Origin of the sequence: Streptomyces sp. ASQP_92, assembly GCF_025399895.1 — a bacterium.
GTDB lineage: Bacteria > Actinomycetota > Actinomycetes > Streptomycetales > Streptomycetaceae > Streptomyces.
The window spans coordinates 232,751-248,199 of the sequence record NZ_JAODUA010000007.1; the positions used below are offsets into that span (position 1 = coordinate 232,751).

10 protein-coding genes are annotated in these 15,449 nt (G+C 72.3%); 3 read left to right on the forward strand and 7 right to left on the reverse strand.

Annotated elements, in window-relative coordinates; translation table 11 throughout:
* The first annotated feature begins 11 nt into the window (after window positions 1-11).
* On the forward strand, window positions 12-803 hold the full coding sequence (gene lexA / locus N4G70_RS18385; protein ID WP_261713734.1) for a transcriptional repressor LexA: 792 nt from the start codon (window positions 12-14) through the stop codon (window positions 801-803).
* Window positions 804-898: 95 nt separating this feature from the next.
* Here lexA and N4G70_RS18390 read toward each other — a convergent pair whose 3' ends face one another.
* From N4G70_RS18390 to N4G70_RS18410, 5 genes are read right to left on the reverse strand one after another with little or no spacing between them, the layout of a single operon-like run.
* Entirely contained in the window at window positions 899-2,869 is a 1,971-nt protein-coding gene (locus tag N4G70_RS18390; protein ID WP_261713735.1) for an ATP-dependent DNA helicase, read from the reverse strand.
* 38 nt (window positions 2,870-2,907) lie between these two features.
* Window positions 2,908-4,875 (reverse strand): IucA/IucC family protein, encoded by a 1,968-nt coding sequence (locus N4G70_RS18395; protein WP_399035911.1) that lies wholly within the window; start codon window positions 4,873-4,875, stop codon window positions 2,908-2,910.
* 57 nt (window positions 4,876-4,932) lie between these two features.
* Entirely contained in the window at window positions 4,933-5,868 is a 936-nt protein-coding gene (locus N4G70_RS18400) for a GNAT family N-acetyltransferase (protein ID WP_261713736.1), read from the reverse strand.
* Between the two features lie 30 nt (window positions 5,869-5,898).
* Entirely contained in the window at window positions 5,899-7,764 is a 1,866-nt protein-coding gene (locus N4G70_RS18405) for an IucA/IucC family siderophore biosynthesis protein (protein ID WP_261713737.1), read from the reverse strand.
* A gap of 35 nt (window positions 7,765-7,799) precedes the next feature.
* Window positions 7,800-9,209 carry a diaminobutyrate--2-oxoglutarate transaminase family protein gene (locus tag N4G70_RS18410; RefSeq protein WP_261713738.1) on the reverse strand — a complete coding sequence of 470 codons (1,410 nt, stop codon included), beginning with the start codon at window positions 9,207-9,209 and terminating at the stop codon, window positions 7,800-7,802.
* Between the two features lie 379 nt (window positions 9,210-9,588).
* Between N4G70_RS18410 and N4G70_RS18415 the strand changes: the two genes are divergently transcribed.
* Both N4G70_RS18415 and N4G70_RS18420 read left to right on the forward strand, forming a co-directional pair.
* On the forward strand, window positions 9,589-10,812 hold the full coding sequence (locus tag N4G70_RS18415) for a serine protease (protein ID WP_261713739.1): 1,224 nt from the start codon (window positions 9,589-9,591) through the stop codon (window positions 10,810-10,812).
* 174 nt (window positions 10,813-10,986) lie between these two features.
* Window positions 10,987-12,156: a serine protease gene (locus tag N4G70_RS18420; protein WP_261713740.1), complete on the forward strand. Its 1,170-nt coding sequence runs from the start codon at window positions 10,987-10,989 to the stop codon at window positions 12,154-12,156.
* A 110-nt stretch (window positions 12,157-12,266) separates the two neighbouring features.
* Here N4G70_RS18420 and hflX read toward each other — a convergent pair whose 3' ends face one another.
* Window positions 12,267-13,769 (reverse strand): GTPase HflX, encoded by a 1,503-nt coding sequence (gene hflX, locus N4G70_RS18425; protein ID WP_261713741.1) that lies wholly within the window; start codon window positions 13,767-13,769, stop codon window positions 12,267-12,269.
* 191 nt (window positions 13,770-13,960) lie between these two features.
* Window positions 13,961-15,424, reverse strand: a complete 1,464-nt coding sequence (locus N4G70_RS18430; RefSeq protein ID WP_261713742.1) for a M1 family metallopeptidase — start codon at window positions 15,422-15,424, stop codon at window positions 13,961-13,963.
* Window positions 15,425-15,449: the final 25 nt, after the last annotated feature.

A 15,449-nucleotide genomic window follows, 5' to 3' on the forward strand; every position in this document is an offset into this window, starting at 1 on the left:
GAGGGGCCGACGTGACCACCACCGCAGACAGTGCCACCATCACTGCCCAGGATCGCTCCCAGACCCGACGTGAGCCGGTGCATGCCATGAACGACGCAGTCGCGAACCAGGGGGCGGACGCCACGCGGCCCGCCCGCTCGCTGCCAGGCCGGCCCCCAGGGATCAGGGCGGACAGTTCCGGCCTCACCGACCGTCAGCGGAGGGTCATCGAAGTCATCCGGGACTCCGTGCAGCGGCGCGGCTACCCGCCGTCCATGCGGGAGATCGGTCAGGCCGTCGGCCTCTCCAGCACCTCGTCCGTCGCCCACCAGCTCATGGCCCTGGAGCGCAAGGGCTTCCTGCGCCGCGACCCGCACCGGCCGCGCGCCTACGAGGTCCGCGGCTCCGACCAGCCGAGCAGCCAGGCCACCGACACCGCGGGCAAGCCCGCCGCCTCCTATGTGCCGCTGGTCGGCCGGATCGCCGCCGGTGGCCCGATCCTGGCGGAGGAGTCGGTCGAGGACGTCTTCCCGCTCCCCCGCCAGCTGGTGGGCGACGGCGAGCTGTTCGTTCTCAAGGTCGTCGGCGATTCGATGATCGAAGCCGCCATCTGTGACGGGGACTGGGTCACCGTCCGCCGCCAGCCGGTGGCCGAGAACGGCGACATCGTCGCCGCGATGCTGGACGGCGAGGCCACCGTCAAGCGCTTCAAGCGCGAGGACAACCACATCTGGCTGCTCCCGCACAACGCCGCCTACCAGCCGATTCCCGGCGACGAAGCGACCATCCTGGGCAAGGTCGTGGCGGTACTCCGGCGAGTCTGACCCCTCCGCCGGCCCTGACCGGGCCCCGGGACCCTCTGCGCCGGTCCCGGGGCCCTGCTGTGTCCCCACCCAGCCCCACAAGCGGCCCGAGCGCGCTACTTGCCCTCGGCCGTGGCCGCAGCGTCGATGGCCGCCAGCGAGCGGCGCGCCTGGTTGCGGTCCGTGGTGTACCAGAAGTTGGGCAGCGAGGCCCGCAGATAGCTGCCGTAGCGGGCGTTGGCCAGCCGGGGGTCGAGCACCGCGACGACGCCCCGGTCGCCCGTCGCCCGCACGAGCCGGCCCGCGCCCTGGGCCATCAGCAGTGCCGCATGGGTCGCGGCCACGGCCATGAAGCCGTTGCCACCGCCCTCCTCGACCGCCTTCTGGCGGGCGCTCATCAGCGGGTCGTCGGGGCGCGGGAACGGGATGCGGTCCATGACCACCAGCTGACAGCTCGGACCCGGCACGTCCACGCCCTGCCACAGCGACAGCGTGCCGAACAGACAGGTCTTCGGGTCGGCGGCGAAGTTCCTGATCAGCTCGCCCAGCGTCTCCTCGCCCTGGAGCAGGATCGGGTTGTCGAGGCGCCCGCGCAGTTCCTCGGCGGCGGCCTGGGCGGCTCGCATCGAGGAGAAGAGACCGAGGGTGCGGCCCCCGGCCGCCTCCACCAGCTCGGCCAGCTCGTCCATCATGTCGCCCCGCGAACCCTCGCGGCCGGGCGTGGCCAGGTGCTTCGCGACGTACAGGATGCCCTGCTTGGGGTAGTCGAAGGGCGAGCCCACGTCCAGGCCCTTCCACTGCGGGACGTCCTCGCCGGCGGTGCCCTCCGGGGAGAGGCCGAGGGAGGCGCCCACCCCGTTGAAGTCCCCGCCCAGCTTGAGCGTGGCCGAGGTCAGGACGACCGAGCGGTCCGTGAAGAGCTTCTCTCTGAGCAGGCCCGACACCGACAGCGGGGCGACCCGCAGCGACGCGCCGAAGCGGTCGTGGCGCTCGTACCAGACGACGTCCCATTCGGAGCCGTTGGTGATGCGCTCCGCCACGCCGTGCACCGTCTCGACCATGGCGAGCGCCTGCTTGCGCACGGCGTCCTCGTCCTGGACGGACTTGTCGCGGGTGGAGCCGAGCGCCGAGATGACCTCGCGGGCGGCGTCGCGCAGCGCCATGAGTGCGTAACCGAGGTCCTCCGGGACCTCCTCGAGACGTCCCGGCAGCGCCAGCTCCATGATCCGCTCGAAGCCTTCGGCGGCGGTCTGGAGGCCGTCGGCCACCTTCTCGTTGACCAGCTTGGCGCTGCGCCGCACCGCCCGGTTGACCTGGCCGGGAGTGAGCTCGCCGGTGGCGACGCCGGTGACCCGGGAGACCAGCTCGTGCGCCTCGTCGACGATCAGCACCTCGTGCTGCGGCAGGACCGGGGCGCCCTCGATCGCGTCGATGGCGAGCAGGGCGTGGTTGGTGACGACGACATCGGCGAGCTTGGCGCGCTCGCGAGCCGTCTCCGCGAAGCACTCCGCCCCGTACGCGCACTTCGAGGCGCCCAGGCACTCGCGGGAGGACACCGAGACCTGGCTCCACGCCTTGTCCGAGACGCCCGGGGTCAGGTCGTCCCGGTCACCCGTCTCCGTCTCGTCGGCCCAGTCCCGCATCCTGAGGAGGTCCTGGCCCAGCTTGCTGGTGGGCGCGGCCGACTCGAACTGGTCGAAGAGGCCCTCGTCCTCGTCCTGGGGAGCGCCCTCGTGGAGGCGGTGCAGACACAGGTAGTTGGAGCGGCCCTTGAGCATGGCGAACTGCGGGCGGCGCCGCAGCAGCGGGTGCAGCGCCTCCACGGTGCGCGGCAGGTCGCGCTCCACGAGCTGGCGCTGGAGCGCCAGCGTCGCGGTGGCGATCACGACGCGCTCCCCGTGCGCCAGGGCCGGCACCAGATAGCCCAGGGACTTTCCGGTGCCCGTTCCGGCCTGGACCAGCAGGTGGGAGCTGTCGTCGACGGCGTCGGCGACAGCGGTGGCCATGGTGACCTGGCCAGGCCGCTCCACGCCGCCGACGGCGGTCACGGCGGCGTGCAGGAGCTCGGGGAGTGAAGGCTTTGTCATAGCCAGACCACCCTACGGCGCGCCACTGACAATCCGATTCACTCCATCGGTGCGAGCGGGTTCGCCACGGTGCCGTGCACGGTGGCGTGCGGCCGCTCGGGGCGGTCCCGGTAGCCGTCGGTGTGCAAGCGGTTCCGGTTCAGACAGAGCCGGTCGACGACGGGCGTGAGCAGGTCGAACGTCTCGTAGCGGTCCTTGTCGTCGGGGAAGCGGGTCTGGTGGCGCAGGATCTCGTCGCGCACCAGGGCCCAGAAGTCGGCCTCGGGAACGCCCAGTTGGTCCTCGCACAGTGGGGCCAGGAAGCGGAAGACACCGACGAAGAGCCCCGAATGAATGAACTGGGTGAGGAAGGAGGGCCGCTCGGTGAGCAGGATGTTCCGCACGTCCTCGGGCATCGAGTCGTGCTCGGGGAGGTGCTCGGCACTCACGTTGATGTCGTCGACGAAGTCCTTGATCGCGAGACGTACGGGCACGTCCCGGTCGTCGAAGACGACGATGGCGTTCTCCCCGTGCGGCGAGAACACCGTGCCGTAGCGGTACAGGAAGCGCAGCAGCGGCGGCAGCAGGGCGCCGAAGAGCCGGCGCAGCCACACCTGGGGCGCAAGGCCCGAGCGGGCGACGAGTTCGGCCGTGAAGGCGCGGCCCTCGGGGTCGGTGTGCAGGAGCGCGGCCAGGGTGCGGGCCCGTTCGCCCGGCGCGAGCTTCGGCGGCAGCGGCTCGCGCCAGATCGCTCCGAGCAACTCCTTGTACTGGTAGGGGACTTCACCGATCTGGTCGTACACCGGGTGTTCCACCGCGACGGAGGCGACCTCGCCGAGGAGGATCACCCGGCATTCGTCCCGCAGGAAGGGGTCCTTCGCGCACAGGCCCTGCACCCAGGCCGTGACGGCCGGCGCGGCGACGGTGCGTTCGGTCGGCAGACCGCGCCAGACCAGGGTGTTGAGGATGGACAGCGGCAGTTTCACCGTGTGCCGCTCGGGCCTCGTGAGGTTCAGGAAGGTGCGGATGGACTGCTGGGGCAGCCGTACGTCGCCGTCGGTGGGGAGCGGCACGATGGCGTTGTCGGCGACGGCGGGGGCGAAGAGCGGAAGGATCATTTCCGTCCACTGCCAGGGGTGGACGGGCAGATAGAGGTAGGCCGCCGGATCGAGGCCCCGGGCCCGCAGCGCGGCGGCGAACGCCGCACGGACGGTGGCGTCGAGTTCGCGCGCGTAGAGCCGGTCCGGGGTGGCGAGCGAGGCGACGCCGCGGTAGGCGGCGAGGTCTGTGCGGACCGCGATCCAGGGCAGCGCGGCCGGAGTGCGGGCCTCCGGGTTCCAGCGCGCGGCGTCGTCGGCGGAGAAGCCCAGTCGTCCCTTGTTGAGGACGAGCCAGGGGTGACCGCTCTGGTGGCCCTCGAGGTCGGCGTAGCCGAGGTCCGCGAGGCGGGCCGCGGGCAGGGCGGTGGAGTGCAGACGGGTGTCCGCGGCGAGGGTGGCGGTGAGTTCCCGTACGAGGTGGCCGAAGGTCGCGCCGTCGACGCCGAGGGTGCGGCGGGCGAGCGCGAGGAAGCGGATGGGGTCGCCGAACGGTTCGGGCCGCGTGAGCGGGGAGCCGGACGCGTGCGGGCCCTTGACTCCCTCCGCCCCTTCGACTCCCTTAGCCCCGCGGACGCCCCCGGCCCGCTCGGTCCGCCGGAGGGAGTCGGGGTCGACCTGCCAGCCGCCGTACGCACCGCGCCGGGCCAGGAAGGTGAGGGTGCTGCCGTCATCCAGGGCGAACCCGTAGTGGCCGGTGAAACCGTACTGACCTGGGGTTTTTCCGGGCCGACCGGCATTGTCAGTGGTGGGTTCCACACTGGGACGCACGATCTCCTCGTACGCGAAGGCGCCGATCATCTTCGCGAGGAGGAGGCGTCCCGCACGGTCCCAGGCCTCGCGGTTCAGCTCGGGCGGCGCCAGGAGCCGGGACGGGGCTTCGGTGTCGAGCAGGCCGCGGGAGTCACGGGGGGAAGGAGGGTTCGGCACAAAGACTCCTCGGGGTGGAACCGATTCGGGGCTGGTGGGGTATGCGGAGCGGGGCGTTCACAGCACGTTCCTGAGCGCGCGGTCGCGGACCATCAGGGCGGCCCGCTTGTCGTCCAGGTCGACCTCCGCGTGGAAGCGGAAGCCCGCGCTGAGGAACGCGGAGACGGAGGGGGTGTTGCGCAGGTCGGGTTCGGCGATCACACGGGGGCAGTGCGGACGGTTGTCGAGGATCAGGTCGGCGACGGCCCTGAGCAGGGTGGTGCCGAGGCCCCGGCCGCGGTCGGCGACGCCCCCGATGAGCAGATGGACACCGGTGTCGTGGGGGCGGGCCGGATAGTGCCGGGCCAGCGGGTCCAGGTCCGCCCGGTAGATCTCCCAGTAGCTCATGGGGGTGCCGTCGAGGACGCCCAGACAGGGCACGCTGCGGCCGTCGCCGTCCAGCTGTTCGCGGACATGGGCGGCGGTGACCGAGTCGGGTCCCGCCAGGTCCCAGAAGGCGGCCACGGCGGGGTCGTTCATCCACTGCGCCAGGAGGGCGAGGTCACGTTCGAGACGCACGGGTACGAGGTCGAACGCGCCGAGCGGCGTCGCGGCGGGCGCCCAGTCCCTGGGGGAGTCGAGCAGGGCCTCCCCGACGGGACGGGCCCTTCGGGAGCCCCCGCCCGTGCCCGGCCCCGGCAGTGGGCCGGCCGCGGGGGCACGGGTGACGTCCGGGCTGCCCGGGGCCGGGGGCACGGCAGGCACTGCGGGGCGGCCCGGGCCGGGGCTGTCCGAACTCGGCTCGCCGGAGCGGGAGTTCGGGCCGCCCGGCCGCCCCGCCTCGTCGGACCGCGCCTCGTGCGGCCCCGGCCCGCCGGGCCCGGCGGCGCCCGGCTCGTCGAGCAGGGCGACCAGTTCCTCGGGCAGCTGGAGGTCGAGGGTGTCCTCGGCCGCCTCCCCCCGGGGGGCGGCGGGGCCTGCGCCGGCGTCGGTGCTCGCATCGGTGGGAGGCACGGCGACGCTCCTCTCAACAGTTCGTACGGGTCACGTTCCGTGGATGTGAAGGGGGTTGGTGATGGTGACGTAGACGGACTGGGTGTCGACCGGGCCGACGAGTTCGTCGAGGCCGTGCAGCCGGGTCAGCAGATTGGCCTTGCAGCGCAGCGTCGCGCTGTCCAGCAGGTGGGCGGGCAGCGGCGAGCCGAGGTCGGTGGCCCGGGCGAGGAACCGGCGCAGGGCGGCGAGCAGGACCCGCTCGTCGGCGAGGTGCTGGGCGCCGAACGCTCCGATGAGGCCGAGGATGTTGTTGATGCCGAGGTAGTAGGCGAAGCGTTCGTCGGTGACGGCGTCCGGCACGAAGGTGTCGCTGGTGGCGCCGATGCCCGGCAGCCGGCGCTCCAGGGCTGCACGGTGGGAGTCGCGGAAGTAGTAGCCCTGGTTGTCGCGGTAGCGGCCGCCGACGGGCCAGCCGTCGGGGTCGAGCAGGACCAGGGTGTTCTGCTGGTGGGCCTCCAGGGCGATGCCCGCCGTGCCGTCCAGCCAGAGCAGTGGGCCTACGACCTGGTCGAGGTAGCGCAGGAACCACTCGGCACAGACGGCGGGGGCGGGCCGGCCGGTGCGGGCGGCGAGCCGGAACACCACGTCGGCGAGGCGCGAGTGCGTTCCGGCGCGGCCCGGCATGGGCCGGGGTGCGGTGAGGGCGGCGATGCAGACCGCGTCGTCGCCGGGGGCGAACGGATTGTGGCGGACCATGACGTCGAGCCCGGGCACCGCCTCGCCGCCCGGGGTGTCGACGGCGAGCCAGGCGGGGTCGCGGACGATGTCGAAGCAGGGGTGGGCGGCCCGCCACTCGTCGCCGAGCCCGGAGCGCAGCAGGCGGTGGACCTCGACGCCCCGATGGAGTTCCTTGCGGAGGTTCTCCCGGCGGGAGTTGGTGATGCGTACGCCGAGGGACAGCTTGAGCATGGCGTCGGCGCCGGGGCGGTGCACGGTGCGCACGGACGACGTGGGGTGCCAGTGCTCACCGTGCGGGCCCAGATCGTGCAGCAGGCCGGCGTCGAGCAGCGCGGCGACGGCGGGGCGCTGGACGATGTCGCGGGCCTGCCAGGGGTGCAGGGGCAACAGGGCCGCCCCGGGCGGGAGTTGGAGGCCGTTCGCGAAGCGGAGCATCAGTTCCGCGGCGGGGACGGTGCGGCCGTTCTCGGTCCAGGCGGAGTCGGTGGCGAGGACGGAGGGGTCGACGGCCATCCAGTGCAGGGGGAAGGAGCCGTACAACTCGGGCGAGTAGCTGCGCACTTCCGCTTCGGAGAGCCCTTCGCGGCTCTTCGGGGTGGGGTGCAGCGGGTGGCCGAGGAGGAGGGACTGCTCGGCGGTGAGGAAGAGGTCGGCGCTTTCGCGCGGGCCGGGGCGTTCGCGCCGGTCGGCGATGAAGTCCGCGGTGCGGCGTACCGAGTCCGCGACGCGCCCCACCAGGTCGGCGCTCTCGCTCAGGCCCGCCTCGCGGCCGAGGAGGGCGGCGACGGTGACGGCGTCGGCGGGCGGGGCGTCGGCGCGGGCGCCGTGCAGGGCGGGCCGGGCGAACCGGTGCCAGCCGGTGGGCGACCAGTACCGGACGGGCACGAGCAGGGCGGTGCCGCTGGCGGGCAGCGCGATGCGCAGGAGCGGGCCGTCGGGCGCGGGCAGGTCGTTCTCGCGCACCCAGCAGCGCAGCAGGTTCTCTACGGCGGCCGCTTCGGCGGCCGCCCCGGGGTCGGCGGCGTCGAGCGGGTCCCGTTCGTCGCGGGGGGTCAGGCGTTCGCCGTGGATCCCGGCCTTCTGGCGCGGCACCGTCGTCGGCTCGGCGGCCGGGCCGCGGTGGGCGCCGACGGGGCCGTCGGCCTCGTGCGCTTCAGGGGCGGGGGTGGGGTTCACGGCGGTCTTCCTTGGGGGCTGGGGGTGGTCCGGGATCAGTGGGCCGGTCCGGTCCCGGCCCGGTGGCGCACACCGGCCCCCGGGTCGGCTCGCGGATGCGGGGCGCGGGCGGCGGCGGCCACCGCGTCGGCGAGCCGGTCGAGGACGGCCACGGCCTGTTCGTCGGTGAGGGTGAGCGGGGGCAGCAGGCGTACGACGCTGGAGTGGCGGCCGCCGAGTTCGACGATGAGGCCGCGTCGCAGGCACTCCTGCTGGACGACGGCGGCGAGCGCGGGGGCGGGCGGCGGCGGGCTGCCGGAGCCGAGGTCCTCGCGCTCGGGGTCGACGAGCTCCACGCCGATCATCAGGCCCCGGCCGCGTACGTCGCCGACGCAGGGGTGCTCGGCGGCGAGCCCCTGCAACTGGCCGAGCATGCGGGCCCCGAGGACGGCCGCGCGGTCGGCGAGCCGGTTCTCCCGGACATGGGCGAGGGTGGCGGCGCCGGCCGCCATGGCGAGCTGGTTGCCGCGGAACGTGCCGGCGTGCGCGCCGGGTTTCCAGGTGTCGAGGTCGTCCCGGTACACGATCACGGCCAGCGGCAGCGAGCCGCCGATGGCCTTGGAGAGCACCATCACATCGGGCACCACACCGCTGTGCTCGACGGCCCAGAAGGTGCCGGTGCGGCCGACGCCCGTCTGCACCTCGTCGGCGATCAGCGGGATGGAGCGGCTCGCGGTGATCTCGCGCATGCGGCGCATCCAGGTGTCGGGCGCCGGGTTCACCCCGCCCTCGCCCTGCACCGGTTCGAGGATCATCCCGGCCGGGGCGGGCACACCGCCCTTGGGGTCGTCGAGGAGGTTCTCGGTCCAGCGGGCGGCGAGCTCCGCCCCGCGTTCGCCGCCGACTCCGTAGGGGCAGCGGTAGTTGTGCGGGTAGGGCAGCCGGGTCACCTCGACGTCGCGCGCGCCGCCGGAGACGGCGAGGGCGCCCGCGGTCATGCCGTGGTAGGCGCCGGTGAAGGCGAGCATGCCGGTGCGTCCGGTGGCCGTGCGCACCAGCTTCAGAGCGGCCTCCACGGCGTCCGTGCCGGCCGGGCCGCAGAACTGGATCCGCGCGTGGTCGGCGAGTTGGCGCGGCAGGGTGGCGAAGAGCTCCGTGGTGAAGGCGTCCTTGACCGGGGTGGCGAGGTCGAGGACGTGCAGCGGGGCCCCCGAGTCGAGGACCTTGCGGATAGCTTCGAGGACGACGGGGTGGTTGTGGCCGAGGGCCAGCGTCCCGGCGCCCGAGAGGCAGTCGAGATAGCGCCGTCCGTCCGCGCCCTCGATCGTCAGCCCGCGCGCCCGCACGGGCACGATGGGCAGCGAACGGGCGTAGGTGCGGGCCGCCGACTCCCGGAGGGACTGCCTGCGCAGGATCCCCTCGTGGGCGCCGGACAGGGCCGTCGGAGCTGGTTCGGTCACGGCCACTACTGCTGGTCCTCCCGCTGTGACGGTTCCGTATCGCGTCCGTTGCGCGGCGCGTACGCCCACGCTGAACGCTGTCCTGATGTCCCCCGTACGTACCAACGACGCCGGCACCGCGGGATCACGGCCTGCCCGGAAGTTCCTTGCCCGAAAGCAAGGTTCGCCTTACCCGGGCTGGTCGACGGGTCCCGGCGGGGCGCGACCGCGGCCCTGCCGCGTACCGCCCACGGCGTCACCGGCATAGTGGGGGCCGCACCGCGACACCGGTCCTCGGAGTCGCGGTGCGAGTTCGACGCGTTGCACGCGCCACACGAGTTCTACGAGTTCTACGAGTTCAGAAGACGAAGACGCTGTGAAGACGAAGTTCCAGGGGGAATTCGACATGCGACCGACACGCCCGTCCAGCGCCGAGCGCACGGGGAGGGGAGCGCGGCGCGGGGTTCGGCCCGTGGTCGCGGCCCTCGGCCTGACGGCCGCGCTCGCGCTGACCGCCACCGCCTGCGGTCCCGGCGATTCCAGTGCCGACAGCAAGCCGACGGCCTCGGCGACCGCGAGCGGCGCCGACCAGCTCCAGATACCGGACGACGTCAAGGAGCGGCTCAAGAAGCACGGGTTCGACCTGGACAAGTGGAAGAACGGCGAGTGGCGGAACTGGGACCGGGCCACATGGCTCCGTGAGGCCAGGGAGTACGTCAACCCGATCATCCAGGACCTGTGGGACCCGGATCGGATGCGCAAGGCGGACAAGCCCCCGGAGAAGACCGTTCCCAATGACATCTCCGGCGACAAGGGCGTCACGGACCCGGTGCCGGCGCCCGTGAAGGCCGCCGCGGTGAAGGCCCCGTACCACCAGAGCCTGCCGGAGCTGGGCAAGTTGTTCTTCGACGGCCCCGAGGGCTCCATGGTGTGCTCCGCGACCGTGGTCAAGGACCCGGCGCACCCCGGCAAGTCCAACCTGGTGTGGACCGCGGGCCACTGTGTGCACGCGGGCGCCAAGGGCGGCTGGTACCGCAACATCGCCTTCGTGCCCTCGTACAACAACACCAACCTGCCGACGGCCCAGTTGCAGAAGGCCACCAAGCCGCAGATCGCGCCCTACGGCGTCTACTGGGCGGACTGGGCACAGACCTCGCAGCAGTGGATCGAGGGCGGCGGCCCGACCGGCGGCAAGGGCGCGCCCTATGACTTCGCGGTGCTGCACATGACGCCGGAGAAGGGCTCGAACGGCAAGTCCCTGGAGGAGACGGTCGGCGGGGCGCTCCCGGTGGACTTCAACGCGCCGGCCGTGCCGAAGATCAGCGCGATGACGGCCAACGGCTACCCGGCCGCGCCGCCGTACGACGGCCAGAAGCTGTACCAGTGCAAGGACAAGCCGGGGCGGCTCTCGCTCGCCACGAGCATGCCGACGATGTACCGCATCGGCTGCACCATGACCGGGGGCTCCTCGGGCGGCGGCTGGATCGCCACGGGTTCGGACGGCAAGCCGTCGCTGGTCTCCAACACCTCCATCGGCCCGGTCACCGCGGGCTGGCTGGCCGGGCCGCGCCTGGGCCCGGAGGCCAAGGGCGTCTTCGACTCGGTGAGCACCAAGTACGCCGGGCGGTAAGTGGCTTGCGGGGGTCCTGTGAACGCCGGGACCCCCGTGATCGCCCCCCGCGCCACACAGGCATAGTGGGGGGCCGCACAGTGGGCGGCCGAGTGCACGACAGCCCACCGCAATGACAAGTACATGGCAAAACCTGCCCGGTGCGGGCAGGCTCATCAGGGGGAATCGTTTCTCATGCGATCCATACGTCCGCTGCTTGCCGTCACCGGCCTGGCCGCGGCTCTCGCACTGACCGCCACCGCGTGCGGCCCGGGCGGGGACGAGGCCGACAGCAAGCCGTCCGCCTCGAACTCCGCCTCCGCCAAGGGCGGTTCCACCGCCCCCGCCGACGTGGCCGACACCCTCAAGAAGCACGGGGTGGACCTGGACAAGTACAAGAACGGCGGCTGGCAGAACTGGGACAAGGACACCTGGCTGCGTGAGGCCAAGGACTTCGTCAACCCGGTGATCGACGGCCTGTGGAAGCCGGACCGGATGAAGTCCGCCAAGGACCCTCAGAAGACCATGGCGACGGGCGACCTCAACGGCGGCACCGGCGTCTCCGACCCGGAGCCCGCGCCCGTCAAGGCCGTCCAGGAGAGGCTGCCGTACCACAACTACGCGGCGCCCGTCGGCAAGGTGTTCTTCGACTCCCCCAAGGGCTCCATGGTGTGCTCGGGCACCGTCGTGAAGGACCCGGCCCACCCCGGCAGGTCCAACATGGTGTGGACCGCGGGCCACTGTGTGCACCAGGGCGGCTCCGGCGGCTGGTACCGCAACATCGCCTTCGTCCCCTCCTACAACGACAAGGGCAAGTCGTCGGCGGCGCTCAACAACGCGCGGCCGCAGGAGATCGCCCCCTACGGCGTGTTCTGGGCCGACTGGGCCTCGACGTCGGGCGAGTGGATCCAGGACGGCGGCCCGACCGGAGGCACCGGCGCGCCCTACGACTACGCGGTGCTGCACGTGAAGCCGGAGAACGGCACCAAGTCCCTCGAAGAGACCGTCGGCAACGCGCTGACCGTCAACTTCTCCGCGCCGAGCGCCCACTCCGTCGGCGCGATGGGCGCCTGGGGCTACCCGGCGGCGCCGCCCTATGACGGCCTTCAGATGTTCAAGTGCGTCGACCGCCCGGGCCAGCTCTCCATCAGCCCCGGCACTCCCCCGATGTACCGCATCGGCTGCACCATGACGGGCGGCTCCTCCGGTGGCGGCTGGTTCATGAACGGCCCCGACGGCAAGTCCCAGCTCGTCTCCAACACCTCGATCGGCCCGGTCACTTCGGGCTGGCTGGCCGGCCCGCAGCTCGGCGCGGGCGCCAAGGCGCTCTTCGACTCGATGAGCGCGAAGTACGGCGGCCGGTAACCGGCCCGCCCGGCATGGCGAAAGGCCCGCCCCCCTTCTGCGAGGGGAGCGGGCCTTTCACCGTGCGGCCGCGTGAACTGCCCGTTCAGCGGCGGTACTTGACGCCGGCGTCAGTGCGCGGCCGGCACATAGGGCGCCAGCTCGGCGGCGAGCGCCTCGTGCACCCGGGCCTTGAGCACGGTGCCCTCCGCGACGTGCTCCTCGGAGATCACCTCGCCCTCGGCGTGCGCCCGCGCCACCAACTGCCCGTGGGTGTAGGGCACCAGCGCTTCGATCTCGATCGCGGGGCGCGGCAGTTCGGTGTCGATGAGCGCGAGCAGCTCCTCGATGCCTTCACCGGTGCGGGCCGAGACCGCGATGGAGTGCCGCTCGATCCGCAGCAGGCGCTGCAGGACGACCGGGTCCGCCGCGTCCGCCTTGTTGATGATCACGATCTCCGGCACGTCGACCGCGCCCACGTCACGGATCACCTCGCGCACGGCGGCGAGCTGCTCCTCCGGCGCCGGGTGCGATCCGTCCACCACGTGCAGGATCAGGTCGGAGTCGCCGACCTCCTCCATCGTGGAGCGAAACGCCTCGACGAGGTGGTGCGGCAGATGCCGTACGAATCCGACGGTGTCGGCCAGCGTGTACAGCCGACCGCTGGGCGTCTCGGCCCGGCGCACCGTCGGGTCCAGGGTGGCGAACAGGGAGTTCTCCACCAGGACGCCCGCGCCCGTGAGGCGGTTGAGCAGCGAGGACTTTCCGGCGTTGGTGTAGCCGGCGATGGCGACCGAGGGCACCTTGTTGCGGCGCCGTTCCTGGCGCTTGATCTCGCGGCCCGTCTTCATCTCCGCGATCTCCCGGCGCATCTTCGCCATCTTCTCGCGGATCCGCCGGCGGTCCGTCTCGATCTTGGTCTCACCGGGACCGCGGGTGGCCATGCCGCCGCCACCGCTGGACCCGCCGCCGCCCATCTGACGGGACAGGGACTGACCCCAGCCCCGCAGGCGCGGCAGCATGTACTGCATCTGCGCGAGCGAGACCTGCGCCTTGCCCTCACGGGACTTGGCGTGCTGGGCGAAGATGTCGAGGATCAGCGCGGTCCGGTCGACCACCTTGACCTTGACGACGTCTTCGAGGTGGATGAGCTGGCCGGGGCTGAGCTCACCGTCGCACACCACCGTGTCCGCGCCGGTCTCCAGGACGATGTCCCGCAGCTCCTGCGCCTTGCCCGAGCCGATGTAGGTGGCCGGGTCGGGCTTGTCACGGCGCTGGTAGACGCCGTCGAGCACCAGGGCGCCCGCCGTCTCGGCGAGGGCCGCGAGCTCCGCGAGCGAGTTCTCCGCGTCCTGGAGCGTCCCCGTGGTCCATACGCCGACCAGCACCACGCGCTCCAGGCGCAGCTGCCGGTACTCGACCTCGGTGACGTCCTCGAGCTCGGTGGACAGGCCCGCCACGCGCCGCAGCGCGGCACGCTCGGAGCGGTCGAGCTGATCGCCGTCCCGCGCTCCATCGATGTCGTGGCTCCAGGCGACGTCCTCTTCCATCAGGGCATCGGCCCGAAGGCTCTCGGTGCGGGGCGTGTCCGCGAAGCTCTGCTCGTCCTGGGAAGGGGATGAAGAGGAGGTCATTGGATCCTTTACGTCGTTGGAATTCCGGACCGGAGTCCCCGAGGGAATTCCGGCTGTGTCGGTCACAACGCGTTATGGGCCCCAATGATTCCCGGACGGAATCGGCCCGGCGGCGCCGCCGACATCCCCGATGGTCGCACGGTGCCTCCGGGGCCGTCATCCCGGTTTTCCGGCCCCGCCAAGGGGAGCGGTCAGCCGCGCTTGGGTGCCTGGGTGTGCCAGTCGGGGTGTCCGGGCATCGGCGGCGTCTTCTCTCCGTACAGCCACGCCTTGAAGAAGGCGGACAGGTCGCGGCCGGAGACCCGGGACGCCAGCGCGGCGAAGTCGGCGGTCGTGGCGGTGGAGTCGCGGTGGTCGCGCACCCAGCGCCGTTCCAGGCGCTCGAAGGCCTTCGTGCCGATCTCCTCGCGCAGGGCGTACAGGACGAGGGCGCTGCCGTCGTAGACGATCGGCCGGAAGATGCCGATCTTCTGTCCGGGCCCGGCCGCCCGGGGCGCGGCCGGCGGTCCGCCGGCGGCGCGCCAGCCGTCGGAGAGGGCGTAGGCGGCGCGCATCCGCTGCTCCAGGGACCGCTTGCCGAACTCCTCCGCGTACCGGGCCTCGTACCAGGTGGCGTGTCCCTCGTTCAGCCACAGGTCCGACCACGCGCGGGGCGAGACGCTGTCGCCGAACCAGTGGTGCGCCAGCTCGTGGACCATGACCGAGTCGATGTACCAGGCGGGGAACTCCGGCCGCACGAACAGGGACCGCTCGAACAGGGACAGGGTCTGCGTCTCCAGCTCGAAGCCGGTCTCGGCTCCCGCGATGAGCACCCCGTACGTCTCGAACGGGTAGCGCCCGACCTGCCGCTCCATCCACTCGATGTGCCCGGGTGTCTTCGCCAGCCACGGTTCCAGCTTGTCCTTGTCGACCGCCGGGACCACATCGCGGATCGGCAGCCCGTGCGGCCCCTCCCGGTGCACCACCGCCGAGCGCCCGATGGACACCTGGGCCAGCTCGGTCGCCATGGGGTGGCTGCTGCGGTACGTGGAGACGATCCGGGTGCCCTGGCGTTCGCGCGCGACCGGGACCCCGTTGGCGACGACCGTCACGTTCTCGGGGGCGGCCACGTGGAAGGTGAAGAACGCCTTGTCCGAGGGATGGTCGTTGCAGGGGAACACGCGATGGGCGGCGTCGGCCTGGTTGGCCATCACCAGGCCGTCGGTGGTGCGCACCCAGCCGCCGTCGAGTGCCGCGTTCGGGTCGCTGGTGTGCCGCACCGTGATCCGCAGCGCCTCACCGGCGTGGACGGGGCTCTCCGGGGTGATCACCAGGTCCTCCTCGGCACTGGCGAATCGCGCCGCCCGGCCGTTGACCTCGACGCCGTGCACCGTGCCCCGCGCGAAGTCGAGGTTGATCCGCTCCAGGGCGTCGGTCGAGACGGCGTCGATGGTGGTGACGGCCTCCATCGGCTTGCTGTTGTTCCCCGAGTAGGAGAATCCGATGTCGTACGAGAGGACGTCGTACCCGGGGTTGCCCAACTGCGGGAACAACGGGTCCCCGATGCCCAGCGGCACCGGGGCGGGCAGGGCCGCGGCGACCACGGAGGCCGCGGCTGCGACCAGCAGCACGGCACGCAGATGGCGGGGGCGGGGGCGGCGGGGGGTGAGCGGCATGGACTACCGCTATCAGCGGGACGGG

Excerpts from the sequence above, each read along its gene's own strand:
- N4G70_RS18420 (WP_261713740.1), top strand. The coding sequence starts at position 10,987 with ATGCGATCCATACGTCCGCTGCTTGCCGTCACCGGCCTGGCCGCGGCT.
- N4G70_RS18390 (WP_261713735.1), bottom strand. The coding sequence starts at position 2,869 with ATGACAAAGCCTTCACTCCCCGAGCTCCTGCACGCCGCCGTGACCGCC.
- hflX (WP_261713741.1), bottom strand. The coding sequence starts at position 13,769 with ATGACCTCCTCTTCATCCCCTTCCCAGGACGAGCAGAGCTTCGCGGAC.
- N4G70_RS18430 (WP_261713742.1), bottom strand. The coding sequence starts at position 15,424 with ATGCCGCTCACCCCCCGCCGCCCCCGCCCCCGCCATCTGCGTGCCGTG.
- N4G70_RS18415 (WP_261713739.1), top strand. The coding sequence starts at position 9,589 with ATGCGACCGACACGCCCGTCCAGCGCCGAGCGCACGGGGAGGGGAGCG.